A 21,147-nucleotide genomic window follows, 5' to 3' on the forward strand; every position below is an offset into this window, starting at 1 on the left:
TGTTCAACCATAACGGGATTCGCCAAATGACTATTCGTTCGTCGCTCAAGCTTACGTTGCTGGCGGGCACCACGCTTGCCGCCACCCCTGCCTTCGCGGAGGAGGCCCAGGACGTCGGCAACAGCATCGTCGTGACCGCGCAGAAGTTCGAACAGCGCGTGGAAGACGTTCCGATCACCGTCACCGCCACCTCGGGCGAACGGATGGAACAGCTGGGCGTGTCGGACCTCGATGAGCTTTCGAACTACGTCCCCGGCCTCAACATTCAGGAGCAGAGCGCCAACAACCCCGGCATCGTGATCCGCGGGATTACTTCGGATTCGGGCTCGTCGCAGCAGGGGCCGCGCGTCACGCTCTATTACAACGGCGTCGACATCTCGCGCTCGCGCGGGTCGTATCAGGCGATCTACGATCTTGACCGGGTTGAGGTGATCAAGGGCCCGCAGGCCACGCTGTTCGGCACGGCCTCGGCGGTGGGCGCGATCAGCCTCGTGTCGGCGAAGCCGCAGCCGGGCGTCTCGGCGGAACTGACCGGCGGATATGGCAACTACGATTACACGCTGCTGCGCGGGCACCTCAATGCAGGCAATGAGGTGATTGCGGGCCGTCTCGCCTTCGAGTGGAAGAACCGCGACGGCTATGTCGAGAACCTCGCCGAATCGCAGGACGATGAGCTTTATGCGCTGGACAACCTCGGCCTGCGCGGCTCGCTGCGCTTTACCCCGAGCGACGACCTGACCGTCGACCTGATCGGCACCTTCGACCGCCAGCGCAACGGCGGCACGCCCTTCATTTCGGGGAACTTCCCCACCGCCGCCGGTGCCGCCGATCCCTTCGGTGATGCGCAGCTCGGTGGATCGCCGCTGTCGGGCAGCGTGCTCGGCAAGGACCAGCTTGGCCTCGATCGCGAGGTCTATGACGTGAACCTCACTGCCGAGTGGCAGTTCGCCGACAACTGGACCTTCACCACGGTCAACGGCTACCGCGAGTTCGACAGCCTCGAGACCTTCGACGCCGACGGCTCAGCGGCCTGGTTCCTCGAATTTGCCGAAGACGCCTCGGGCTGGCAGTTCAGCCACGAAGGCCGGTTCGCCTACGAGGGCATGAAGGTGCGCGGCTCGTTCGGATGGAACTACTTTACCGAGGATGGCCGCCAGTCGGTTCCGTTCTCGGGCGAGGAAGGCACCTTCCTGCAATGCCTCGCCGGGATCGCTGCCGCTGCCGGGCTCGACCTGCCGTGTACCGCGCCCGATGGCTCGGTGCCTGCTTCGCAGCTCACCGGCCTGCTTACCGGCGGTGCGATCACGCAGCTTCCTTATCAGTCGCTGTTTCGGAACGAAGGCCAGAACGACAGCTACTCAGTCTTCGCCGATGTCACCTGGATGCCGACCGATGCGCTCGAACTGACCGCGGGCCTGCGCTATCTGTGGGAAGACCGCCAGTCCGGCTACTTTGCCGAGGTGCCGGTGCCGGTGCTGCCGGGCCTGCTGCCCGCCAGCCTGCGCACGCCGCTGTTGACCGCGCTGCCGAGCCTCGCCTTCTCGCTTGTCCCCGGCCAGTTCGACACGGGCGGTCAGACCTTCACCGCCGAAGACAGCTTCGATGCCTGGCTGCCGCGTTTCAATGCGCTTTACCGGATTACCCCGGACGTGAATGTCTATGCCACCGTTTCCAAGGGCCGCCGCTCGCCGGTGGTGCAGCTTTCCGCTGCTTTGGACAGCACTTTTGCCACCGTGCCGCGCTTGCAGCTCGTGCCGGAGGAGGTTGTCTGGAACTACGAGGGCGGCATCAAGTTCGCGACCGGCGCGGTGCAGGGTTCGCTCGGCGTTTACTACCAGAACTATTCGGGCTTCCAGGTCAGCGTGACGCAGGATGACGGTTCGACCCGCACCGAAAGCGCGGGCAATGCCAAGAACATCGGCGTCGAGGCCGAGCTGTTCGTGCAGGCGACCGACGCGATCAGCCTGTTCGTCAACGGCGCCTATGCCAATGCCAAAATCGACGAGGACAACACGCTGGCGCCTGCCTACTCGGGTGCGCGCTTCCGTCTGCAGCCGAAATTCCAGATGGCGGCGGGCTTCACCATCGATCACATGGTCGCCAACGATGTACGCTTCTTCGCCACCCCGAGCGTGACCCACCGCAGTACGATCTTCTTCGAGCTGCCCAACTCGGCGGCGATCTCGCAAGGTCCGGTCACGCTGCTTAACCTGCGCGCCGGTTTTGCCTTCGCCGACGACATGATCGAGGTGGCGGGCTTCGTGCGTAACCTGAGCAACGAGGACTATCTGCTCGATGCGGGCAACACCGGCGGGGCCTTCGGCTATCCGACCTTCATCCCTGCCGAGCCGCGCTTCTACGGCATCGAACTCACCGCGCGCCTGCGCTGATTGTAACGACGAGAAGGAGACTTCCCATGCAGATCAATCGTCGTGGGCTTCTGGCCCTGATGGGCGCGGGTGGAACCATGGGGGCGGCGAGTGTTGCGGTCGCCCAGCAGGCACCGGCAAAGGTGAGCTTCGATCATGGCGTGGCGAGCGGCGATCCCGCCGCCGATGGCGCCGTGATCTGGACCCGCGCTTCGGTCGGCGAGGACTTCGGCGGTGACGTTGCCCTGCGTTGGTTTGTCGCAACCACCGCTGAAGGCGCGCCAGCCGTCGAAGGCGATGTGACCGCGCGTGCCAGCGCCGATCACACCGCCAAGGCCGAAGTGGCCGGGCTCGAGCCGGGCAAGGACTATTGGTACTGGTTCGTCGCCTCCGATGGCACCGTTTCGCCGAAGGGGCGCTTTCGCACCCTGCCGGTCGGCGCGACCGACGAGGTGGTCTATGCGGTCGCCTCGTGCCAGCTGTGGGCGGGCGGCTTCTTCAACGCCTATGCCGATATGGCCGCGCTCGACCGGCTCGACGCGGTGATCCACCTTGGCGACTATATCTACGAATATGGCGCCGAAGGTTACGGCAACGAGGTGGGCAGGGCGATCGGCCGGCTGCCCGATCCGCCGCACGAGATCGTGTCGTTGGCCGACTATCGCCGCCGCCATGCGCAGGTGAAGAGCGATCCCAACATGCAGGCCGCGCACGCCCGCGCCGCCTTTATTTGCGTGTGGGACGATCACGAGACTGCCAACGACAGCTGGATCGGCGGGGCCGAGAACCATCAGAGCGAGGATGGGGATTGGGCCGCGCGCAAGGCGGTTGCGATGCAGGCCTATTTCGAGTGGATGCCGATCCGCGATCCCAGCCCGGTGCGGGCGCGCGAGGCGATCTTCCGTTCGTTCGAGTTCGGCGATCTGGCCACGTTGGCGATGGTCGAGACGCGTCTACTGGGGCGCAGCAAGCAAGTGCTGCCCAAGGGAGATGTCCCCCCTGCCGAATCGCTGGCTGCTATCTTCGCCGAGCTGGGCGACGAGAGCCGCGAGATGCTCGGCACAGACCAGAGCGCTTGGCTCGAAGGCGTTCTTTCGCAGTCCGTCCAGGCGGGCAAGCCGTGGCAGGTGCTCGGCAATCAGGTGGTGATGGCGAAGGTCGCCGGGCCTGATCTCGAAGCTCAGCTGGGGGCCGAGGTCTATGGCCAGATGCTCTCCGCCATGCCGGAAGGCTATCGCACTCAGATCGCCACTGCGATGCAGGCGTTCCGCGCCGGCGTTCCGTTCAACCTCGATGCCTGGGACGGCTATCCCCATGCGCGCGAGCGGCTCTATGGGCTGTTCGAGCGCGCCGGGTCGCGGCCGCTGGTGCTGGCGGGCGACAGCCATGCCGCCTGGACCAACAACCTGCACGACAATGGAGGGCGTCTCGCCGCCGTCGAGGTCGGCTGCACCGCGATTACCAGCCCGTCTTACGGGTCGCTGCTGCCGGGGCTGGGCAAGTACCTCGCCGCGCGCAACGAGGAGGTCGTATTCTGCGATCAGGACCGCAAGGGCTATGCGCTGGTGCGCCTGACCTCCGAACGCGCCGTGGCCGAACATGTGGTCGTCTCGACCGTGACGCAGCCGGAGTTCGAGCGGTCCGTGGCGGCGACCTTCGTTGCCGATGCGGGCGTTGAAGGCGGGGGCTTCCGCCCGGCCTGAGCCGATCTGTACTGCACGGTCGCGCGGCGTCTCGAAACAGGTTCCGCGCGACCGGCGGACACTACGTTAAATGGTATCCTCTGGAACCGGATTGCCTTGTGCACTGCAATGCGGCAAGGTCGCCGCAAAAGTCGCGCAAGGATATTTCATGACCAGACCAGTTCTTGCAGCCAGCGTCGCACTGGCTGCTTTCGCCGCTTCCGCCGTTCCTGTTCAGGCGGACGAGGGCATGTGGACCTTCGACAATTTTCCCGCCGACAAGCTTGAAGCAGCCTATAGCTGGGCGCCCGACGCGGCCTGGCTTGAGCGCACGCGGCTTTCTGCGGTGCGCCTCACCGGCGGTTGCTCAGCCAGCTTCGTTTCGGGCGAGGGGTTGATCCTCACCAACCACCACTGCGTGGCAAGCTGCCTGTTCGATAACTCGACCGGCGATAACGATCTGCTCAAGAACGGTTTCATCGCCGACCGGCGCGAGGACGAGAAGGCCTGCCCGGGCCAGCAGGCCGAGGTCGTCATGTCGATCACCGATGTGACCGACACCGTGAAGAGCGCCTTCGCCGGGCTCGAGGGCGAGGCGCTTACCCGCGCGCGCGATGCCGCGATCGCCCGGATCGAAGACGAAGGCTGCACCGACCGCGAAACCATGCGCTGTCAGGTTGTCACGCTGTTCGGCGGCGGGCAGTACAAGCTTTATACCTACCGCAAGTATTCCGATGTGCGCCTCGTCTGGGCCCCGGAAGACCGCGCCGCGACCTTCGGCGGCGATCCCGACAACTTCAACTTCCCGCGCTATTCGCTCGATGGCAGCTTCCTGCGCGCCTACGAGGACGGCAGGCCGGTGACGCCCGAGGCGCACCTCAGCTGGAACCCGCGCGCGCCCGAGGAAGGCGAACTGACCTTTGTGGTCGGCAACCCCGGATCGACCGCGCGCCTTATGACCGAAAGCCAGCGCGCCTTCGAACGCGAAGTCCGCCTGCCGGTCACGCTCGCCACGCTGTCGGAGCTGCGCGGCCGTTTGATCTCGGCGATGGAGGTGAGCGAGGAGCGCGAGCGCGAGGGGCTGGACCTGCTCAGCGGCGTCGAGAATTCGCTCAAGGTCTATATCGGTCGCACCACTGCGCTGAACGATCCGGAGTTTACCGGAAAGATGGCCGCAGCCGAGGCCGAGCTGCGCGAACTAAGCGCCGACAATGCCGCCATCGGCGACCCGTGGGCCGAGGTGGATGAGGCGGTGCAGGCCTACCGTGCGCTCTATCTGCCCTATCGCTTCATCGATCCTTCGGGCGATCTCTACGGTTACGCCCAGGCGCTGGTGATGGCCGCGCAGGAGCGGGAAAAGCCCAATGCCGAGCGTCTGCCCGGCTATACCGACAGCGCGCTGCCGCTGCTCGAAAAGCGCATCACCGATGAACGCCCGGTCTACCCGTGGCTTGACGAGCTTTACATGGGGTGGAGCCTGTCGAAGGCGCGCGAATATCTCGGTGTGGACGATGCCGATTCGCAGCTGCTGCTGGGCAAGGAAAGCCCCGAGCAACTGTCCGAGCGGCTGGTGACGGGCACACGGCTGGCCGATCCGGACTATCGCCGCCAGCTGTGGGAAGGCGGGATTGCTGCCATCGAGGCCTCGGACGATCCGATGATCCAGTATGCGCTCACTCTGTTGCCCCGCCAGCGTGAGCTGCAACAGCAGGTCGATGAGGCCTATGCCGGGCCGCTCGCCGCTGCCGGTGCCGAGCTGGCCGATGCCCGCTTCGCCGCCTATGGCGACAGCCTCTATCCCGATGCGACCTTCACCCTGCGTATCTCCTATGGCCAAGTGAAGGGCTGGGTCGAGCGCGGCAACCAGGTGCCCATCGCCACCACCATGGGCGGCACTTTTGAGCGCGCGACGGGCAACCCGCCGTTTGACCTTGCGCCCGCCTTTGCCGCAAACCGTGACGAGATCGACCCCGATGTGACCTACGATTTTGTCACCACCAACGACATTATCGGCGGCAATTCGGGCAGCCCGGTGATCGACCGCAACGGCACCGTGATCGGCGCGGCCTTCGACGGCAATATTCATTCGCTTGGTGGCAACTATGGCTACGATGGCACACTGAACCGCACGGTGGTGGTCTCCGCCGCAGCGATTCAGGAGGCGCTGGAGACGATTTATCCGGCGCCGGCGCTGGTCGCGGAACTGGAGGCGCGTTGATGCGGAACGAGCGCGGCCTGAAAGGCATCGTCTTCCTCGCCGCGCTCGCTTTGGCCGGGCCGGTTGCAGCGCAGGGCATCGAGCAGACGGTAGGCGACTACGAGGACAAGTTCCGCCAGCTCGACGAGGTGCTGCCCACGGCCAACACCTATCGCAATGCCTCGGGCGCGCCCGGGCATGAGTACTGGCAGCAGAAGGCGGATTACCGCATCGAGGCGCGGCTCGATGAAGAGAAGCGTCGGCTCACCGGCAGCGAGACGATCCGCTACACCAACAATTCGCCCGACAGCCTGCCGTGGCTGTGGTTGCAGCTCGATCAGAACATCTTTCGCCGCGATTCCATCGCCGAGCTGACCGACGACTTCAGCGGCACGGCCAGTTCAACCGATGAGCCTGCCCGGCTGTCGCTGCGGCAGCTGCGCCAGCAGCAGTCGATGGCCGACAACGACTATGGCTACGAGATCGGCGCGGTGACGCTGGGCGATGGCCGTGCGCTCGATCACACCATCGTCGGCACGATGATGCGGATCGACCTGCCCGAAGGTCTCGCACCGGGAGAGAGCATCGAGTTCTCGATCGACTGGGCTTTCCAGATCACCGACCAAAAGGCGATTGGAGGACGCGCGGGCTATGAGCATTTCCCCGAAGATCCGCGTTCGGGCGGCAACGACATCTTCGAAATCGCCCAATGGTTCCCGCGCATGGTGGCCTATTCGGACTACGAAGGGTGGCACAACAAGGAGTTCCTCGGCAGCGGCGAATTCACGCTCGAATTCGGCAATTACGACGTCTCGCTGACGGTGCCGGACGACCATATCGTCGCCTCGACCGGCATGTTGCAGAACCCCGAGGAGGTGCTCACAGCCGCCCAGCGGCAGCGGCTGGAACAGGCCCGGACCGCGAGCGAGCCGGTCATGGTCGTGACCCAGGCCGAAGCCGAGGCGAACGAGCGCAGCGGTGCCAGCGGCACCAAGACCTGGCGCTTTGCGGCGCAGAATGTCCGCGATTTTTCATGGGCTTCGAGCCGGAAGTTCCTATGGGATGCGCAGGGCCACCAGCAGCCCGGCGCCGAGAACGAGACCGTGATGGCGATGTCGTTCTGGCCCAAGGAAGGCGGTGACCTGTGGGCGAAATATTCGACCCCGGCGGTGATCCACACGCTGAAGGTCTATTCGCGCTTCAGCTTCGACTATCCCTATCCCGTGGCTCAGTCGGTCAACGGCCCGGTGGGCGGGATGGAATATCCGATGATCACCTTCAACGGTCCGCGCACCGAACTTCAGGACGATGGCCGCCGCACCTATTCGCTGTCGGAGAAGCTGTTCCTCGTGGGCGTGGTGATCCACGAGGTCGGTCACATCTATTTTCCGATGACGGTCAACTCCGACGAACGGCAGTGGACCTGGATGGACGAGGGGCTGAACTCCTTCCTCGACTCTGTTGCTGGATACGAGTGGGATCCGGAGATGCCGTGGAGCGGCGGGATCGCGCGTGATGTCATCCCCTATATGGTCTCGAACCAGCAGCAGCCGATCATGACCCAGTCGGATTCGGTCGTGAATCTGGGGCCGAACGCCTATTCGAAGCCTTCGGCGGCGCTGCATATCCTGCGTGATACTGTGATCGGGCGCGAACGGTTCGACTTTGCGTTTCGAGAATATGCGAGGCGCTGGAAGTTCAAGCGGCCGACCCCGGCGGACTTCTTCCGCACCATGGAAGAGGCATCGGGCACCGATCTCGACTGGTTTTGGCGCGGCTGGTTCTACACCACCGACCATGTCGATATTTCGGTCGACTCGGTCTATCGGCTGCGGATCGACACCGAAGACCCGGACATAGACCTGCCGCGCCGTCGGCAGGAGCTGGCCGACGAGCCCGAGCGGGTCGGCGTGCGCCTCAACCGCGAGCAGCAGGTGCCGATCTGGGTGCTCGAAAACCCGGGCGTGACCGACTTCTACGACGATAACGACCAGTTCACCGCCACCCCCAAGGACCGTGAGGACTTTGAGAGCTTCCTCGATAACCTTGAACCTTGGGAACGCACGGCATTCGAGCGGGCCGTGCGTGAGGATGCGAACTACTATGTCCTCAACTTCACTAGCAAGGGGGGACTGGTAATGCCGATCATCCTCGGCCTCACCTTCGAGGATGGCAGCATTGACCGCATGGTGATCCCGGCGGAAATCTGGCGTCGCAACCCGCACGAGGTGAGCAAGCTGCTGGTCTTCCCCAAAGGCCAGATACTGGAGCAGGTGGTGGTCGATCCCGATTGGGAGACAGCCGATGCGGACATCGAAAACAACTACTATCCGCGCCGCATCATCCCGAGCCGGATCGAGGCCTATCAGGCCGAGCAGAGCGGTTCGCGGGTGTCACGCGATCTGATGAACGAGGCCGCGCAATGATCCGCAAGCTTCTCGCCGCGCTGGCGCTGATGGTGCTGGCGCAGCCGGTCTGGGCGCATCAGCAGAAGATCGTCATCACGACCATGTCCAACAATCCGCGCACCGGGATGCTCGAAGTGAGCCACCGTGTGCCGATGCACGATGCCGAACACGCGCTGCACGACATGAAAGAGGCCGATATTGCCCGCAATCAGGCGAGCCGCGATGCTTTTGCCGTCTATGTCGGCAACCACTTCGCTCTGACCGCCGATGACGAGCCGGTGGAGCTTGAAATGCTCGGCAACGAGGTTGATGGGGCCTACCTGTGGATTTACCAGATCGCTCCGGCCATTCCCGAAGACACGGTGCTGGCTGTCCGCTCAAGCATCCTCACCGATATCTGGCCGAGCCAGGAAAACCGCGTGAACCTGGGCGAGGGGACCTCCGTCGAAACGCTCATCTTCCATGCTGGCGATGGCTTCAAGCAGAGGCGCTTGCCCTGATCTGGTCAGCTTAGCGCCTTGCGCAGGGCCTTGAGCGCGGCCGCCTTGAGCTGGTGGACCCGCGGCACGGACACCTCCAGCACTTCGGCGATTTCCGCAAGGTTCAGCTCTTCAAGAAAATAGAGCTGGATCACCAGCTGATGCCGCTCCTGCAATCCGGCAATGGCAGCGGCAAGCTCGGTGCCGCTTTCGGCCTCGATCAGAAGATCTTCGGCGTCCATTTCCTCGCTGGCAAAGGCGGCGCTGCTTTCATCATAGGCCCCCTCCATGTCGACGTGGTGGATGGGGGCGCTGCGGCTCTGCTTGTCGGAGAATTCGGCAGGCGTCAGGTTCATCAGGGCTGCGATCTCCGCATCGGTTGGCTGGCGGCCATACTGCACGGCCAGAACCGAGCGGGCCTTTTCGATCCGCTTGCGATCCTGGCGCGCGCTGCGGGTCTCGTTCTGCATCTTGCGGATCGCGTCGATCATCGCGCCGCGCACGCGCAGCTTGGCATAGGCGGCGAGGCCGTCGTCGGTAGGCCGGTCGTGCCGGCGCGCGCATTCGGTCAGCGCGATCAGGCCGATCTGCATCAGGTCGTCGGCGTCCATCGACGGACCAGCGGACGAGGCCAGATGCCAGGCAAGCTTGCGCACAAGCGGCGTGAACTGCTTGATTAGTCGTGCATCGCCGCCACCATAGGCGCTTTTCGGGTCGAACTGGCGTTGATCGTGGATCATGCGGCAAGGGCCTCCTGCCCCTGATGATCGAGCGCAGGCTGCGCGGGTTGCTGGACTTCACCGCCGATCACCGCGATCACTTCGATCGGCTGTTCGGGCGGCAGTTCGGAAATCGAGAGCACCGCGCATTGCGGCGCGCGCAGCTTCAGCAGCGCGGCCAGCGGACGGCGCGCGCGGGGCTGCACGATCAGCGCGGCAGGGCCGGAGCCGGGCGGTCGCTGTGCCAGCACATCGGCCAGCTGCGCGCCCAGCGTGCGGGCAAGGTCGGGGTCGATCACGGGCTGTCCGGTGCTGGGGTCGACGAGCCCGCCGACGACCATGTCTTCCAGCTCGGCGGCAAGCGTGATGACCGGCAGCTTGTCGTTCGGACCGCAAATCTGGCCGATCAGCTGCCCGCCAAGCTGCGTGCGCATCATGTCGACCAGCATATCGTGCTCGGTCGTTATCTGCACGCATTGGGCCAGAGCATTGAGCACGGGCAGCGGGTGAGCCAGCGTAATCCCGTCATCGAGCAGCGAGCGCAGCAGGCGGGTGAGCGCGCCAAGGCTCATCGGCTGCGGGGTGATCGCCTCGACCAGTGCGGCATTGCGGACCTTCACGTTGTCGAGCAGCTCGCGCAGTTCGTCTGGGCCGAGCAACAGGTGCGCGCGGGCCATCAAAAGCTGGTTGATATGGGTGGCGATGACATTCTCGGGTTCGACCACCAGATAGCCTTCAGCGACCGCCATTTCGCGCTGGCGAGCCTCGATCCACTTGGCCGGGCAGCCGAAGCTGGGGTCGATGGTATCGTCGCCATCGATAAAGGCGTGGGGGCTGACGTCCCCGGCGTCGATGGCCAGCAGCCGGTCGGGCCGCACCATCGCGCCGCCGAGCCGCGTGCCGCCAAGCCGGACGCGGTATTCGCCGGGCTGGCATTCGAGGCTGTCGCGAATGCGGATTTGCGGGACGATAAAGCCAAAGGTCTCGGACAGCTGACGCCTGAGGCCGGTGAGGCGGGCCACCAGCGGCGCGCCTTTGCGCTCGTCGGCGAGGTGGACGAGGCCATAGCCCAGCTCCACGCTGACCAGCGCATTTTCGGAAACGTCCTCGATGGTGATGGCAGAGGGGTCGGGTGCGGGCTCGACTGCGGCCGCAGCTTCGGCCACCGCGCGTTCGGCGGCGCTCTTGCGCAGCTTGTGCCAGAGGAAGAAGCTCACGGCGGCGAAGGGCAGGAAGATCGACTGCGGCATGGCCGGGATCACGCCGAGCAGCAGCAGGATTACGCCCACCGGCAGCCAGGTGCGATGATCGGCAAACTGGCCGCCGACCTGGCCCGAAAGATCGCGGGTGTCCGAAACGCGGGTCACGATCATGGCGGCGGCGATCGAGAGCAGCAGCGAGGGGACCGAAGCCACCAGCGCGTCGCCAACGGCAAGGGTGATATAAAGCTCGCCCGCTTGCCCTGCGCTCAGGCCATGGGTGACCATGCCGAGGATAAGCCCGGCGATCACGTTCACCGCCAGGATCAGCAACGCGGCGATGGCATCGCCTTTCACGAACTTGCTGGCACCGTCCATCGAACCGTAGAAATCGGCCTCGGTGGCGATTTCGCGGCGGCGGGTCTTGGCTTCGGTGGCGGTGACGAGGCCGGCGGCAAGGTCGGCGTCGATCGCCATCTGCTTGCCTGGCAGGGCATCGAGCGTGAAGCGCGCCGAAACTTCGGACACACGGCCCGCGCCCTTGGTCACCACCATCAGGTTGATGATCATCAGGATCATGAACACGAACAGGCCGACCACGAAGTCGCCGCCGACAAGGAAGGCCCCGAAGGCTTCGATCACCTTGCCCGCCGCATCGCCGCCTTCATGCCCGGCGATCAGCACCACGCGGGTGGAGGCGACGTTGAGCGCAAGGCGCAGAAGCGTGGCGAACAACAGCACGGTTGGGAACGATGAAAAGTCGAGCGGCTTGTTGACGTTCATCGCCGTCATCAGCACCGCCAGCGACAGCGCGATGTTGAGCACGAAGAACACGTCGAGCATCATTGCCGGGATCGGCAACACGAGCAGGAAGATGACGATCAGGATCGCCAGCGGCATGGCCAGCGACGGGCTGAGGTAGGCTTTCAGGGCGTTCACAGGCCGAATCTCGCGATCTTGCTATAGGCCGAGGCGACATGCGCCGGGGCGGAACCGGAATTGGTGTCGGAGCCGAAGGTGCTGGTCAGCACCTGCGCCATGCTCGGGCGAGCGGCGGGTGCGGCAGGGGCCTTTGCCGTGGCTGTCTGCATCACGGGTGCGCCCCAGCCGCCGGCGTGCGAGGGGAGGGGGCCGAAGCCACCCTGTCCGCTGCCTGCGTTCTCCAGCTTGGCGGCGAACATGTCGCGCACCTCGCCCAGCGAGCGGGCGCGGCCATTGTCATAAAACACACCGCGGTTGGCTCCGGCAGCGCGGGGGAACATGCTTGCCGCCTCCCGGCCAGGATCTGCCGCATGGGCGGCAATGAACTCGCGCGCACCGGCAGCGCCAAGGAAGTGGGCGAGATAAAGCTCTGTGTGATCGGGCGTGCGGCCGAAGGTCTGCTGGAGATAGGAAGCGTTGTCGCCCGCCAGTTCGCCCGCCATCAGCGAGGCAGCCTCGGGATTGTAGCGCAGCTCCATGATCGCGCTGGCCATCGAAGGATCGGTGATCCGCGCGCGGCCACCGGTGGAGGAAATGGCGTCTGCCGCCCAGCCCAGACCGTGGGCGGAGCCGTGGCGATCCAGCGTGTTGAGCCAGGTCTGGTTGGTAAACTGGTAAAGCCCGGCGGCAGAGGAAGTGCGCGCCTTGGCCGAGGGGTCCATCGCGCTTTCGACCTGCGCCTGGGCCATAAGGTAATCGAAATCGATCGAGGTGCGTGTCGAGGCTTCGGCAATGGCCGCCTGCACTCGCGCGTTGCGCGGAGCCGGAGCAGCAATTGCGGCCTGCAGGCCCGATCGCTGGATTGTCGACACTTGGCTTATCTCCCCGTGGGTAACGGGGATTAGTAAGCAAGCCTCGTGCCAATTTGCGTGCTAGGCTCTTGTAACAACGTTCCTACGCGACTGCAGGGGCAGCGTAGAGGAAGCTGTTGCCGGTGAGTGCGCCGAGACGGGCCTGAACATTGTCGGCAATCATGTTGCGCAGCTTGCGGTTCACCTCGTTCAGGCGGCGTACGGCGTTAAGCAGGCCTTCGCACTCTTCATCGAGCGGCTGTCCGGCGATGCTTTCCAGCTCGTTGCACAGGCGTTGCTTGCCGTCGGCACAGGTGATGATGCGCTCAAGGTCGAGCCCGGCGAGGGCTGCGCGCTCGCTTTCGAGGATGGCGAGCATCTGCCGCAGGTTTTCTGCAAGGTGCATTACGAGTCCTTCTTACCCTCGATGAGAATAAAGCGAGAGGCGATCATGGCGTCGGCTACGCTGGCGGGAACGAGCGGGTAGGTGCCCTCCTTCAGCGCTGTGCGAATCTGGCTTACACGGTCGGTATCGACCGGCGGGGTCGAGCCTGCGGACAGGCTTTCGGACCGGGTGACCATTTCGGCTTCCGTCCGCGGCGCGGGCGCCGGGGTGGGGGCCGAAGGCGTGGGAGCGGACGAGACTGTCCGCTGCGGTTCGCTGCCAAGCGGGCGGCTCCTGGCAACAGAGTTGATCTCGATCGGCTTCATGACTGGTCCTTTACAAGGGGTCTACGTAAAGCAGAACGGTCGTCTTATGCCGGCTTTAAGGCCTCGGTAAAAAAATTTTGCCAAGGCCCTGATCTTGGAGCCTAGCGTACCGCAACGCGGACCAGTCCAGCCTCGACCACACGCGCCATTACCACGCGTCCCTGGCGGGTGCCATCGTCGATCTTGACCCGGATGGCCTCGCCCACCTGGCCTTCTTCGAGCGCTTCGCCGCTGCGGCTGACGCGGAAACCGGCGCCCCCGGCTTCCACGCGCAGCAGATCGCGTCGCGAGATGGCCGGGGCCTCTTCAACAGCGGCCACGCTGGCGCGGGTGCGCATGATCGGCACGAATATGTGCCAGCTGCCTGGGCAGGTAACACGCACGGCGGTCTCGCCGGCACCGTACCAGTCGAGCGCGAGGGGGGCCGCGCACCGGGCGAGCCGCATTTGCCGGTCGACCGGAGACTGGGCACCGCCCGACTGGCCGATCTGCGCCCCGGCGAAGCGGGCAACGGCGGTGTCGATAGTCGCCAGGTCATGAAAGTTGCTGGCGGCAACGGAGGTAGTTGCAAGGGTGGCCAGCGTCGTGGCGGCGGCGATAAGGTAATGGCGGCGCATGGCGGGCTCCTTTGATTGGAAAGGTCTCATGCCCCCGAATATGCAATAAGTGGGCCAAATGCTTGTCAGCGCCGCTCGGGCTGTGGAGGGTCGTCCTGCACGAGGCTCACCATGGTGCCGGTTCGCTCGCCCTCGGCAATGGTAATTCGCGCCCGGCTGCCTGCCGCGCCGCTCTCTGCACGCAGGGCTGACGCGGTCGCGAGCGCCTCATCGAAGCCGCCCTTGGTATAGGTAATGACAATGGCAAGCCGATGGCTTTCATCGGGCGTCTGCTCGGCGAGCCAATCGGTAAGCGGCGGCGCGCCGTGCCCGGGGCGCCACATGGTGAGCGCAATGTCGGCGGTCTCCCCAGTCGCGACTTGCGCGGCTTCGGATGGCGCGCGGGTCGCGGCGGCAACGGGGGCGGGGCTTTCGTCGAGCGCGGCGGCTGCCACAAGGAACAGGATAAGAGAGAGATCCGCAATCACTGTTTGCCATCGCGCGTTGGTGGCGGAAAAGATCATGCTACATCCTGGTGATAGACCGTCAGCCTTTCCTCATCGCGCAGCCTCGGCACCGCGACATGGGCATGCATCTCCAGCCATTCGAACACTTCCTCGCGCGCATTGTCCTCGCTGCGCGAGCGTCGTTCAATCAGCCCGCCAAGCGGAATGAAGACGAAGTTGCCAAGTGCAAGGCCGGTCAGCGTGGTGCCAACTGCCATCCCGATGGCCGCGGTCAGCGAGGCAGCACCGGCGCCGGTGGGAGCCATCGTTGCCAGCGAGATAAGTGTGCCGCCAAGGCCCATCATCTGCGCGAGGTCTGCGGCTTGCTGGCAGACTTGCCGCGCGGTGGCGGCCTGTGCGAACCGGCGCGAGCGGCAGGCCTCGTGCTCCGCCATCAGCGCCTCGACCGAACGCGCCCTGATCATGGCGTTGGTTGACCTGTCGAATTCGACATCGCCGCTGACGGCGGCGCGCGCGCGCACGAGCCCGTCCTTGCGCAGGTCGCCGATTTGCTGCGCCAGCTCGGCGCGTGTGTGTGCCGGGTCGAACGGCTTCTTCAACAGCGCCGCACACTGCGAAAGGCAAATCCGACTGTTGCGCACGCCCGCCTGCAGCAACGTCGCCAGCAGAGTCAGGCTGACGACGATGGCAATAGAAGTCAGGTCGGGCAAAGTGCGGGCTCCTGCGATGCACGTGGTGATCCTGCTTCCAGTACGGCAGCCGGCTGCAGTTCTTCAGGGGAGGCGGCGAATAATTGCCGCTTTGCGGCGAGTGATTGCCGGATCGCCTCTGCCGCCTCCCGCAGCGGTTGGTTTTTTGCGCCAAACAGCAATTGGCACAGTGCTTGCTAGATCGGTGGCGGATCGTAATCCACTACGGGAAGACTATCATGAGCGATCGCCTGTTCGGCATCCACGGCACGGCACTTCAATTGCGCTCTCAGCGCATGGAGATGCTTGCCTCGAATATCGCCAACGCCGCCACGCCCGGATACAAGGCGCGCGACATCGACTTCAGCGCCGCGCTCGCCGCAAGCGAGAGCGGGCAGTCGATCGACCAGGCTCAGGCCGGTGCCATGCGCTATCGACGTCCGGTCATGGCCAGCCTCGATGGCAACACGGTCGAGATGGGCGTCGAGCAGACCGCCTTTGCCGAGAATGCGCTCGGCTATGCAACAACGCTCGAACTGGTGCGCGGACGCGTCGATACCGTCAAGCGCGCGCTGCGGGGCGAATGACGATGGGCCCTGCAAACATCTTCGAACTCGCCCAGCGCGCGATGTCCGCCCAGACGGTGCGGATGAATGCGGCCGCTTCGAACATGGCCAACGCCGGCAGCGCCGCTGCCACCGAGGAAGAGGCCTATCGCCCGCTGCGCCCGGTCTTCGCCGAGGAGCTGGGTGCAGTCGAAAGCCTGCGTGGTGTTTCGGTTCAGGCAGTGCGCCGCGCAGATGTCGCGCCAACCAAGATGCACCAGCCCGGCCACCCATTGGCCGATGAAAACGGCGATGTCTGGGTCAGCCCGGTCGATGAGACCGAGGAGATGGTCGAGATGCTCGAAGCCAGCCGACAGTATCGCAACATGGTGGAGGCACTCTCCACGGCCAAGCAACTGATGCTCGAAACGATGAGGATGAAATGACCGTAACTTCCGCGACGGCGTCAAACAGCGCCAGTGCCGCCAACCAGAACACCAACGCCGCAGGGCGCGGCTATGCCGATCTGGGGCAGGGCGATTTCTTTCGTCTGCTCACCACCCAGCTCATGCAGCAGGATCCGACCGACCCGGTCGATAACACCGAAATGCTGGCGCAGATGGCGCAGTTTACGGCCATGTCGAACAGCAGCGAGATGAGCGACACGCTCAAGGAAATCAGCAGCAAGCTCGACATGCTCAACGCGACGCAGTCGGCCGCCGCGGCTGCTGACGCCGCTCGCGATGCTGCGGCTGCCGCCAGCGACGCCTGATCCAGACAGTTTCAAGACGGAGTAAGTTTCAATGTCCTTCTACACCTCGCTTAGTGGACTCAAGAATGCCCAGGTCGATCTGGGCGTTATCAGCCACAATATCGCCAACGTGGAGACATACGGCTTCAAGCAGTCGTCCACCCAGTTCAGCGACATCGTGGTCGGTTCGGCCTTCAGTAACCCGAAGCTCACCCAGGGTATTGGCGCCTCGGTCGAAGCGATCGTGCAGAACTTCAAGCTCGGCCCGATTGAGCAAACCGGCGCTGCGCTCGACGTTGCGATCGCCGGCGATGGCTTTTTCTCGACAGTCAGCGCGGCTAGCGGCAACACACTCTATACCCGCAATGGCTCGTTCCAGATGGACGCCAACGGTTTCATCCACGACGGCAGCGACAACCGGTTGCAGGTTTTCCCGACCGATACCGCCGGCAACGTCACCTCGACCACCCCGGTTTCGGCGCAGGTCCCGCAGACCAACGGCGCTGGCTCGGAATTCGTTTCGGTGACCGTGGAAGAGAACGGCAATGTCAACGCTGGCTATGCCGATGGTTCGGTGGAAGTGATCGGCAAGATCGCGCTGGCCAGCTTCACCACGCCGACCGGTCTGAAGCAGGTCGGTTCGTCGAACTGGCAATCGTCCGGCCTTTCCGGCCCGGCGAATATGGGTGAGCCAGGCGCCGGTCTCTTTGGTGGCCTGCGGTCGGGCTCGCTCGAACGTTCGAACGTGGATATTGCCGAAGAGCTGGTCAGCCTGATCACTGCCCAGCGCAACTTTCAGGCCAATGCCAAGGCAATCGATACCGCGACCCAGATCGGCCAGACCGTCATCAACCTGCGCACCTGAGGCTAACCGATGGACCGCCTGATCTACTCCGCGCTTTCGGGCATGCGCTCTTCGATGGAGAAGCAGCGCGTGCTCGCCAGCAACATGGCGAATGCCGAGACGATCGGCTTTCGCGCCGAACTGATGGATGCGCGGGCGGTCACCGTGGAGAGCCGCAACGGCTCGCTCGAGACCCGCGCGATGCAAAGCAGCGCGGTGCGCGGCGCCGATATGAGCCAGGGCGAGATGACCCTCACCGGTCGCTCGCTCGATATTGCGATTGATGGCGAGGCGCTGATCGCCGTGCAGGCCGAAGATGGTTCGGAAGCCTATACCCGCCGGGGCGATCTGACGCTTACCGGTGCCGGGCTATTGGTTAACGGGGAGGGCCGTCCGATCCTTGGCGAGCAGGGGCCGATTACGGTTCCTCCCGGAGGTGTCATGGCTATCGCACCCGATGGCGTGGTGACTGTCACCAACCCTGCGACACCCGAGGCTCCGCCAGCCGAAATCGCCAGAATCAAGCTGGCTAACCCGGTGGGCAGCCAGGTCACCAAGGGGCTCGATAACCTGTTCCGGGTTGAGGGTGGCGGGGTCTTACCTGCTGACCTCTCGGCTACGGTAAAAACCGGATATCTCGAACAATCCAACGTGAAGCTGACGGAAGTATTGGTCGAACTGGTCGACCAGCAGCGTCTCTTCGACATGCGAACCAAGCTGGTAGCGACCGCCAAGGAGCTCGACGAGAGTGGCGCGTCGCTGATGCGTCTGAGCTGATCCGGCCAGACTGACTGACGACAAGAGAGGATTCAAGCAATGCCAGTTTCCGCACTACAGGTCGCACGCACCGGGCTCGAGGCTCAGGATGCACGCATGCGGGTCATCGCCAACAACCTGGCGAACGTCGGCACCACCGGCTTCAAGCGCGATCGCGCGAACTTCGCAACGCTCGCCTATCAGGACGTGCGCGTGGGCGGTGCCCGCAGCTCGGGCGAGACCGCCTATGCCACGGGCCTCAACCTGGGCACCGGCGTGGCGATCCAGTCGACCAGCCAGATCATGACGATGGGGTCGCTCAACGGCACCGGCAACGGGCTGGACTTCGCGCTCGATGGCGATGGCTACTTCGAAATTCAGATGCCTGGCGGCGAGCTGGGCTACACCCGTGCGGGCAATTTCACGCTGTCGTCCGAGGGGCAGATCGTCACCCAGCAGGGCTATCCGCTCCAGCCGGCGATCCAGATCCCCGAAGGCGCACAGGCGGTCACCGTTTCGCAGGACGGCATTGTTTCGGCGATGCTGCCCGGGCAGAATGAAGCGCAGGAACTCGGCACGATCCAGGTCGCGCAGTTCACCAATCCAGCTGGCCTGCGTGCGATTGGCGACAACTTCCTGCAACCGACCGCCGCCTCGGGCCCCGCGCAGCTCGGCGCCCCCGGCGAGAACGGCCGCGGCAGTGTCCGTCAGGGCATGCTCGAAGGCTCCAACGTCAACGTGGTGGAAGAGCTGGTCGACATGATCGAGGCGCAGCGCGCCTACGAAATCAATTCCAAGATGGTCAGCGCGGTCGACGAGATGCTGCGCAACGCCAACCAGACGCTGTGAGGCGACAAATGAAAAAGATTGCACTTTCCGCTGTTTGCTGCGCCACCATGGTGGCAGGCTGCACCACGTCGCGTCCTGGCGGCTATTCGGCTACGCTGGCCCCGCCGCCGCCGGTGGAGCAGATCGTCGCGCCTGCCGATGGTGCGATCTTCTCCAGCTATTCGGGCTATGCGCCGCTGCACTATGGCCAGCGGGCCGCGCGTGTCGGTGACTTGGTTACCGTGGTGTTAACCGAACGCACCCAGTCCAGCAAAGGCACTTCGGCCAGCTCCGACCGTCAGGGCAGCTTCAATATCACGCCGCCCGCAATCGGGCCGTTCTCGTTCGACCCCGGCAACCTTAATTCGGGCGCTACCGGGTCGTTCTCTGGTGGGGGCGATGCCAGCCAGACCAACTCGCTGTCGGGCACCATCACCGTCACCATTGCCGAGGTGATGCCCAATGGCGTGGCGCGCATTCGCGGAGAAAAGCTGATGAACTTCAGTCAGGGTGAAGAATGGGTCCAGCTTGCTGGCCTTATCCGCCTGGCCGATGTCGATGCCGACAACCGCATCGCATCGAGCCGCGTTGCCGACGCGCAGATCGCCTATTCGGGCAGCGGCCACTTCCAGCGCGCCTCGCGCCCCGGTTGGCTGAGCCAGTTCTTCACCATGGTGAGCCCGTTCTGATGGCCCGCCTGTTTGCTTTTGTCGCTGCCACCTTTCTGGCGCTGGGTCTTGCCACTCCCGCTCAGGCCGAGCGCGTGCGCGATCTCGGCACGTTCCAGTCGGTGCGCTCCAACCAGTTGACCGGCTATGGCATCGTCGTCGGCCTCGATGGCACGGGCGACGATGGCTTTGCCTATCTCACCCAGGCCATGCGCGGCGTTTCGGGCCGGTTCGGCCTGCAACTGCCGCCGGGTGTAAACCCCTCGCTCAAGAACGCGGCGGCGGTGATGATCACTGCCGATCTGCCCGCCTTCGCCAAACCCGGCCAGCGCATCGACATTACCGTCTCCACCATCGGCAAGGCCACGAGCCTGCGCGGTGGGGCGCTGGTCATGACGCCGCTTTATGGTGCCGATGGCGAGATCTACGCCATGGCGCAGGGCAACCTCGCTGTTGGCGGCCTTGGTGTGTCGGGCGCGGATGGCTCGCGCCTTACCGTGAACGTGCCGACCGTTGGCCGCATCCCCGATGGGGCCAGCGTCGAACGCGCGGTGGCGAGCGGCTTCAATGTCGATCCGATCCTGCGCTTCAACCTGCATCAGGCCGATTTCCTTACCGCCTCGCGTGTGCGCGATGCGATCAATTCGCGCTATCCCGCCATCGCTTCGGTGGAAGACGGCGTGACGTTGGCACTTCGCTTGCCCGAGGGCGCCGATGCGCGCGCCTCGTTGATGGCCGATATCGAGATGATCCCGATCTCGCCCGCCGAAGCGGCGGCACGGGTGGTCGTCAACTCGCGCACCGGCACGGTGGTGATTTCTTCGGCGGTGCGTCTTGCGCCTGCCGCGATCAGCCATGGCTCGCTGGTGGTGCGGGTGGAGGAAGATCCGATGGTGGTCCAGCCCGCGCCCTTCGCCAACGGCCAGACGGCGGTCGAGCCGGCTACCGACATCAGCATCGAACAGCCGGGCAACCATATCGCCATGTTCGATCCGGGCGCTTCGCTCGCCGAGGTGGTCGATGCGCTTAACGCCCTTGGCGCTTCGCCGGCCGATCTGGTCGCGATCCTCGAAGCGCTCAAGCAGGCCGGCTCGCTCAAGGCCGAAATGGTGGTGATCTGATGGATATCTCGCCCGCAACCGACTTCTCGCTTCCAACGCTCAAGGCGCAGTTCGCGCTCAATCCCTCCGGCGCGTCCGCGTCAGGGGACGATGCCGAGCAGCTGCGACAGGTCGCCGAGGGCTTTGAGGCTGTGTTCCTGCGCCATATGCTGGCATCGGCCGCCCAGGCTGATTTCGGCGGAGAAGACCTGTTCGGTTCGTCGGGCGAAGACACCTTCCGCGAAATGCGCGACGCGCGCTTTGCCGAAATCGCCGCTGCCACCGGCACGATCGGGCTAGCCACGCAAATCGAAGCCCAGCTGGCGCGCCATCTCAATCCAGACGCCGCGGGCGAGGAGGGCTAAGC

Annotated in this window: 22 protein-coding genes; 14 read left to right on the plus strand and 8 right to left on the minus strand. The window is 64.6% G+C overall.

Annotated features, from left to right (window positions below):
- The first annotated feature begins 26 nt into the window (after positions 1 to 26).
- From ABDJ38_RS06325 to ABDJ38_RS06345, 5 genes are all read left to right on the plus strand, one after another.
- A complete protein-coding gene (locus tag ABDJ38_RS06325; protein WP_346784233.1) occupies positions 27 to 2,390 on the plus strand; it encodes a TonB-dependent receptor in 2,364 nt (787 codons plus the stop codon).
- Positions 2,391 to 2,416: 26 nt separating this feature from the next.
- Positions 2,417 to 4,072 (plus strand): alkaline phosphatase D family protein, encoded by a 1,656-nt coding sequence (locus ABDJ38_RS06330; protein ID WP_346784234.1) that lies wholly within the window; start codon positions 2,417 to 2,419, stop codon positions 4,070 to 4,072.
- 148 nt (positions 4,073 to 4,220) lie between these two features.
- Positions 4,221 to 6,269 carry a S46 family peptidase gene (locus ABDJ38_RS06335; protein WP_346784235.1) on the plus strand — a complete coding sequence of 683 codons (2,049 nt, stop codon included), beginning with the start codon at positions 4,221 to 4,223 and terminating at the stop codon, positions 6,267 to 6,269.
- Positions 6,269 to 8,674, plus strand: a complete 2,406-nt coding sequence (locus ABDJ38_RS06340) for a M1 family metallopeptidase (protein WP_346784236.1) — start codon at positions 6,269 to 6,271, stop codon at positions 8,672 to 8,674. Before ABDJ38_RS06335 ends, ABDJ38_RS06340 begins: the two co-directional genes overlap by 1 nt.
- Positions 8,671 to 9,156, plus strand: coding sequence for a DUF6702 family protein (locus tag ABDJ38_RS06345; protein WP_346784237.1), 486 nt, complete (start codon positions 8,671 to 8,673; stop codon positions 9,154 to 9,156). The genes ABDJ38_RS06340 and ABDJ38_RS06345 overlap by 4 nt, the downstream gene beginning before the upstream one ends.
- Before the next feature lie 5 nt (positions 9,157 to 9,161).
- Here the strand turns inward: ABDJ38_RS06345 and ABDJ38_RS06350 are convergent, their stop codons facing one another.
- From ABDJ38_RS06350 to ABDJ38_RS06385, 8 genes are all read right to left on the minus strand, one after another.
- Positions 9,162 to 9,875 (minus strand): sigma-70 family RNA polymerase sigma factor, encoded by a 714-nt coding sequence (locus tag ABDJ38_RS06350; protein WP_346784238.1) that lies wholly within the window; start codon positions 9,873 to 9,875, stop codon positions 9,162 to 9,164.
- Entirely contained in the window at positions 9,872 to 11,953 is a 2,082-nt protein-coding gene (locus tag ABDJ38_RS06355) for a flagellar biosynthesis protein FlhA (RefSeq protein WP_346784761.1), read from the minus strand. Before ABDJ38_RS06355 ends, ABDJ38_RS06350 begins: the two co-directional genes overlap by 4 nt.
- 35 nt (positions 11,954 to 11,988) lie before the next feature.
- Positions 11,989 to 12,846 (minus strand): transglycosylase SLT domain-containing protein, encoded by an 858-nt coding sequence (locus ABDJ38_RS06360; protein ID WP_346784239.1) that lies wholly within the window; start codon positions 12,844 to 12,846, stop codon positions 11,989 to 11,991.
- An 82-nt stretch (positions 12,847 to 12,928) separates the two neighbouring features.
- Positions 12,929 to 13,231 carry a hypothetical protein gene (locus ABDJ38_RS06365; RefSeq protein WP_346784240.1) on the minus strand — a complete coding sequence of 101 codons (303 nt, stop codon included), beginning with the start codon at positions 13,229 to 13,231 and terminating at the stop codon, positions 12,929 to 12,931.
- Entirely contained in the window at positions 13,231 to 13,536 is a 306-nt protein-coding gene (flgM, locus tag ABDJ38_RS06370) for a flagellar biosynthesis anti-sigma factor FlgM (protein ID WP_346784241.1), read from the minus strand. Before flgM ends, ABDJ38_RS06365 begins: the two co-directional genes overlap by 1 nt.
- A gap of 101 nt (positions 13,537 to 13,637) precedes the next feature.
- Positions 13,638 to 14,153, minus strand: coding sequence for a flagella basal body P-ring formation protein FlgA (locus ABDJ38_RS06375; protein ID WP_346784242.1), 516 nt, complete (start codon positions 14,151 to 14,153; stop codon positions 13,638 to 13,640).
- A gap of 65 nt (positions 14,154 to 14,218) precedes the next feature.
- Positions 14,219 to 14,656: a hypothetical protein gene (locus ABDJ38_RS06380; protein WP_346784243.1), complete on the minus strand. Its 438-nt coding sequence runs from the start codon at positions 14,654 to 14,656 to the stop codon at positions 14,219 to 14,221.
- Entirely contained in the window at positions 14,653 to 15,309 is a 657-nt protein-coding gene (locus tag ABDJ38_RS06385) for a MotA/TolQ/ExbB proton channel family protein (protein ID WP_346784244.1), read from the minus strand. The genes ABDJ38_RS06380 and ABDJ38_RS06385 overlap by 4 nt, the downstream gene beginning before the upstream one ends.
- 218 nt (positions 15,310 to 15,527) lie before the next feature.
- Here ABDJ38_RS06385 and flgB point away from each other — a divergent pair, with 218 nt between their 5' ends.
- From flgB to ABDJ38_RS06430, 9 genes are read left to right on the plus strand one after another with little or no spacing between them, the layout of a single operon-like run.
- Complete coding sequence (flgB, locus tag ABDJ38_RS06390; RefSeq protein WP_346784245.1) at positions 15,528 to 15,875, plus strand: flagellar basal body rod protein FlgB; 348 nt, start codon at positions 15,528 to 15,530, stop codon at positions 15,873 to 15,875.
- Between the two features lie 2 nt (positions 15,876 to 15,877).
- A complete protein-coding gene (flgC, locus tag ABDJ38_RS06395) occupies positions 15,878 to 16,279 on the plus strand; it encodes a flagellar basal body rod protein FlgC (RefSeq protein WP_137681366.1) in 402 nt (133 codons plus the stop codon).
- Entirely contained in the window at positions 16,276 to 16,605 is a 330-nt protein-coding gene (locus ABDJ38_RS06400) for a flagellar hook assembly protein FlgD (protein WP_346784247.1), read from the plus strand. The genes flgC and ABDJ38_RS06400 overlap by 4 nt, the downstream gene beginning before the upstream one ends.
- A gap of 31 nt (positions 16,606 to 16,636) precedes the next feature.
- A complete protein-coding gene (locus tag ABDJ38_RS06405) occupies positions 16,637 to 17,449 on the plus strand; it encodes a flagellar hook-basal body complex protein (RefSeq protein WP_346784248.1) in 813 nt (270 codons plus the stop codon).
- Positions 17,450 to 17,458: 9 nt separating this feature from the next.
- Positions 17,459 to 18,205, plus strand: a complete 747-nt coding sequence (locus ABDJ38_RS06410) for a flagellar basal body rod protein FlgF (protein WP_346784249.1) — start codon at positions 17,459 to 17,461, stop codon at positions 18,203 to 18,205.
- Between the two features lie 39 nt (positions 18,206 to 18,244).
- Positions 18,245 to 19,033, plus strand: coding sequence for a flagellar basal-body rod protein FlgG (gene flgG, locus ABDJ38_RS06415; protein WP_346784251.1), 789 nt, complete (start codon positions 18,245 to 18,247; stop codon positions 19,031 to 19,033).
- A gap of 8 nt (positions 19,034 to 19,041) precedes the next feature.
- Positions 19,042 to 19,701: a flagellar basal body L-ring protein FlgH gene (locus ABDJ38_RS06420; RefSeq protein ID WP_346784252.1), complete on the plus strand. Its 660-nt coding sequence runs from the start codon at positions 19,042 to 19,044 to the stop codon at positions 19,699 to 19,701.
- Entirely contained in the window at positions 19,701 to 20,801 is a 1,101-nt protein-coding gene (locus ABDJ38_RS06425; protein WP_346784253.1) for a flagellar basal body P-ring protein FlgI, read from the plus strand. The genes ABDJ38_RS06420 and ABDJ38_RS06425 overlap by 1 nt, the downstream gene beginning before the upstream one ends.
- The gene (locus ABDJ38_RS06430) at positions 20,801 to 21,145 is read left to right on the plus strand and encodes a rod-binding protein (RefSeq protein WP_346784254.1); all 345 of its coding nucleotides are present in this window, start codon (positions 20,801 to 20,803) and stop codon (positions 21,143 to 21,145) included. The genes ABDJ38_RS06425 and ABDJ38_RS06430 overlap by 1 nt, the downstream gene beginning before the upstream one ends.
- The last annotated feature ends 2 nt before the right edge of the window (positions 21,146 to 21,147 follow it).

Source organism: Aurantiacibacter flavus (genome assembly GCF_039710615.1).
GTDB classification, from domain to species: domain Bacteria; phylum Pseudomonadota; class Alphaproteobacteria; order Sphingomonadales; family Sphingomonadaceae; genus Alteraurantiacibacter; species Alteraurantiacibacter flavus.

Bases quoted from the DNA above. Each gene is read 5' to 3' on its own strand.
- ABDJ38_RS06325 (WP_346784233.1), top strand. From the start codon at position 27: ATGACTATTCGTTCGTCGCTCAAGCTTACGTTGCTGGCGGGCACCACG.
- ABDJ38_RS06330 (WP_346784234.1), top strand. From the start codon at position 2,417: ATGCAGATCAATCGTCGTGGGCTTCTGGCCCTGATGGGCGCGGGTGGA.
- ABDJ38_RS06335 (WP_346784235.1), top strand. From the start codon at position 4,221: ATGACCAGACCAGTTCTTGCAGCCAGCGTCGCACTGGCTGCTTTCGCC.
- ABDJ38_RS06340 (WP_346784236.1), top strand. From the start codon at position 6,269: ATGCGGAACGAGCGCGGCCTGAAAGGCATCGTCTTCCTCGCCGCGCTC.
- ABDJ38_RS06345 (WP_346784237.1), top strand. From the start codon at position 8,671: ATGATCCGCAAGCTTCTCGCCGCGCTGGCGCTGATGGTGCTGGCGCAG.
- ABDJ38_RS06350 (WP_346784238.1), bottom strand. From the start codon at position 9,875: ATGATCCACGATCAACGCCAGTTCGACCCGAAAAGCGCCTATGGTGGC.
- ABDJ38_RS06355 (WP_346784761.1), bottom strand. From the start codon at position 11,953: ATGCCGCTGGCGATCCTGATCGTCATCTTCCTGCTCGTGTTGCCGATC.
- ABDJ38_RS06365 (WP_346784240.1), bottom strand. From the start codon at position 13,231: ATGCACCTTGCAGAAAACCTGCGGCAGATGCTCGCCATCCTCGAAAGC.
- flgM (WP_346784241.1), bottom strand. From the start codon at position 13,536: ATGAAGCCGATCGAGATCAACTCTGTTGCCAGGAGCCGCCCGCTTGGC.
- ABDJ38_RS06375 (WP_346784242.1), bottom strand. From the start codon at position 14,153: ATGCGCCGCCATTACCTTATCGCCGCCGCCACGACGCTGGCCACCCTT.
- ABDJ38_RS06380 (WP_346784243.1), bottom strand. From the start codon at position 14,656: ATGATCTTTTCCGCCACCAACGCGCGATGGCAAACAGTGATTGCGGAT.
- flgB (WP_346784245.1), top strand. From the start codon at position 15,528: ATGAGCGATCGCCTGTTCGGCATCCACGGCACGGCACTTCAATTGCGC.
- flgC (WP_137681366.1), top strand. From the start codon at position 15,878: ATGGGCCCTGCAAACATCTTCGAACTCGCCCAGCGCGCGATGTCCGCC.
- ABDJ38_RS06400 (WP_346784247.1), top strand. From the start codon at position 16,276: ATGACCGTAACTTCCGCGACGGCGTCAAACAGCGCCAGTGCCGCCAAC.
- ABDJ38_RS06405 (WP_346784248.1), top strand. From the start codon at position 16,637: ATGTCCTTCTACACCTCGCTTAGTGGACTCAAGAATGCCCAGGTCGAT.
- ABDJ38_RS06410 (WP_346784249.1), top strand. From the start codon at position 17,459: ATGGACCGCCTGATCTACTCCGCGCTTTCGGGCATGCGCTCTTCGATG.
- flgG (WP_346784251.1), top strand. From the start codon at position 18,245: ATGCCAGTTTCCGCACTACAGGTCGCACGCACCGGGCTCGAGGCTCAG.
- ABDJ38_RS06420 (WP_346784252.1), top strand. From the start codon at position 19,042: ATGAAAAAGATTGCACTTTCCGCTGTTTGCTGCGCCACCATGGTGGCA.
- ABDJ38_RS06425 (WP_346784253.1), top strand. From the start codon at position 19,701: ATGGCCCGCCTGTTTGCTTTTGTCGCTGCCACCTTTCTGGCGCTGGGT.
- ABDJ38_RS06430 (WP_346784254.1), top strand. From the start codon at position 20,801: ATGGATATCTCGCCCGCAACCGACTTCTCGCTTCCAACGCTCAAGGCG.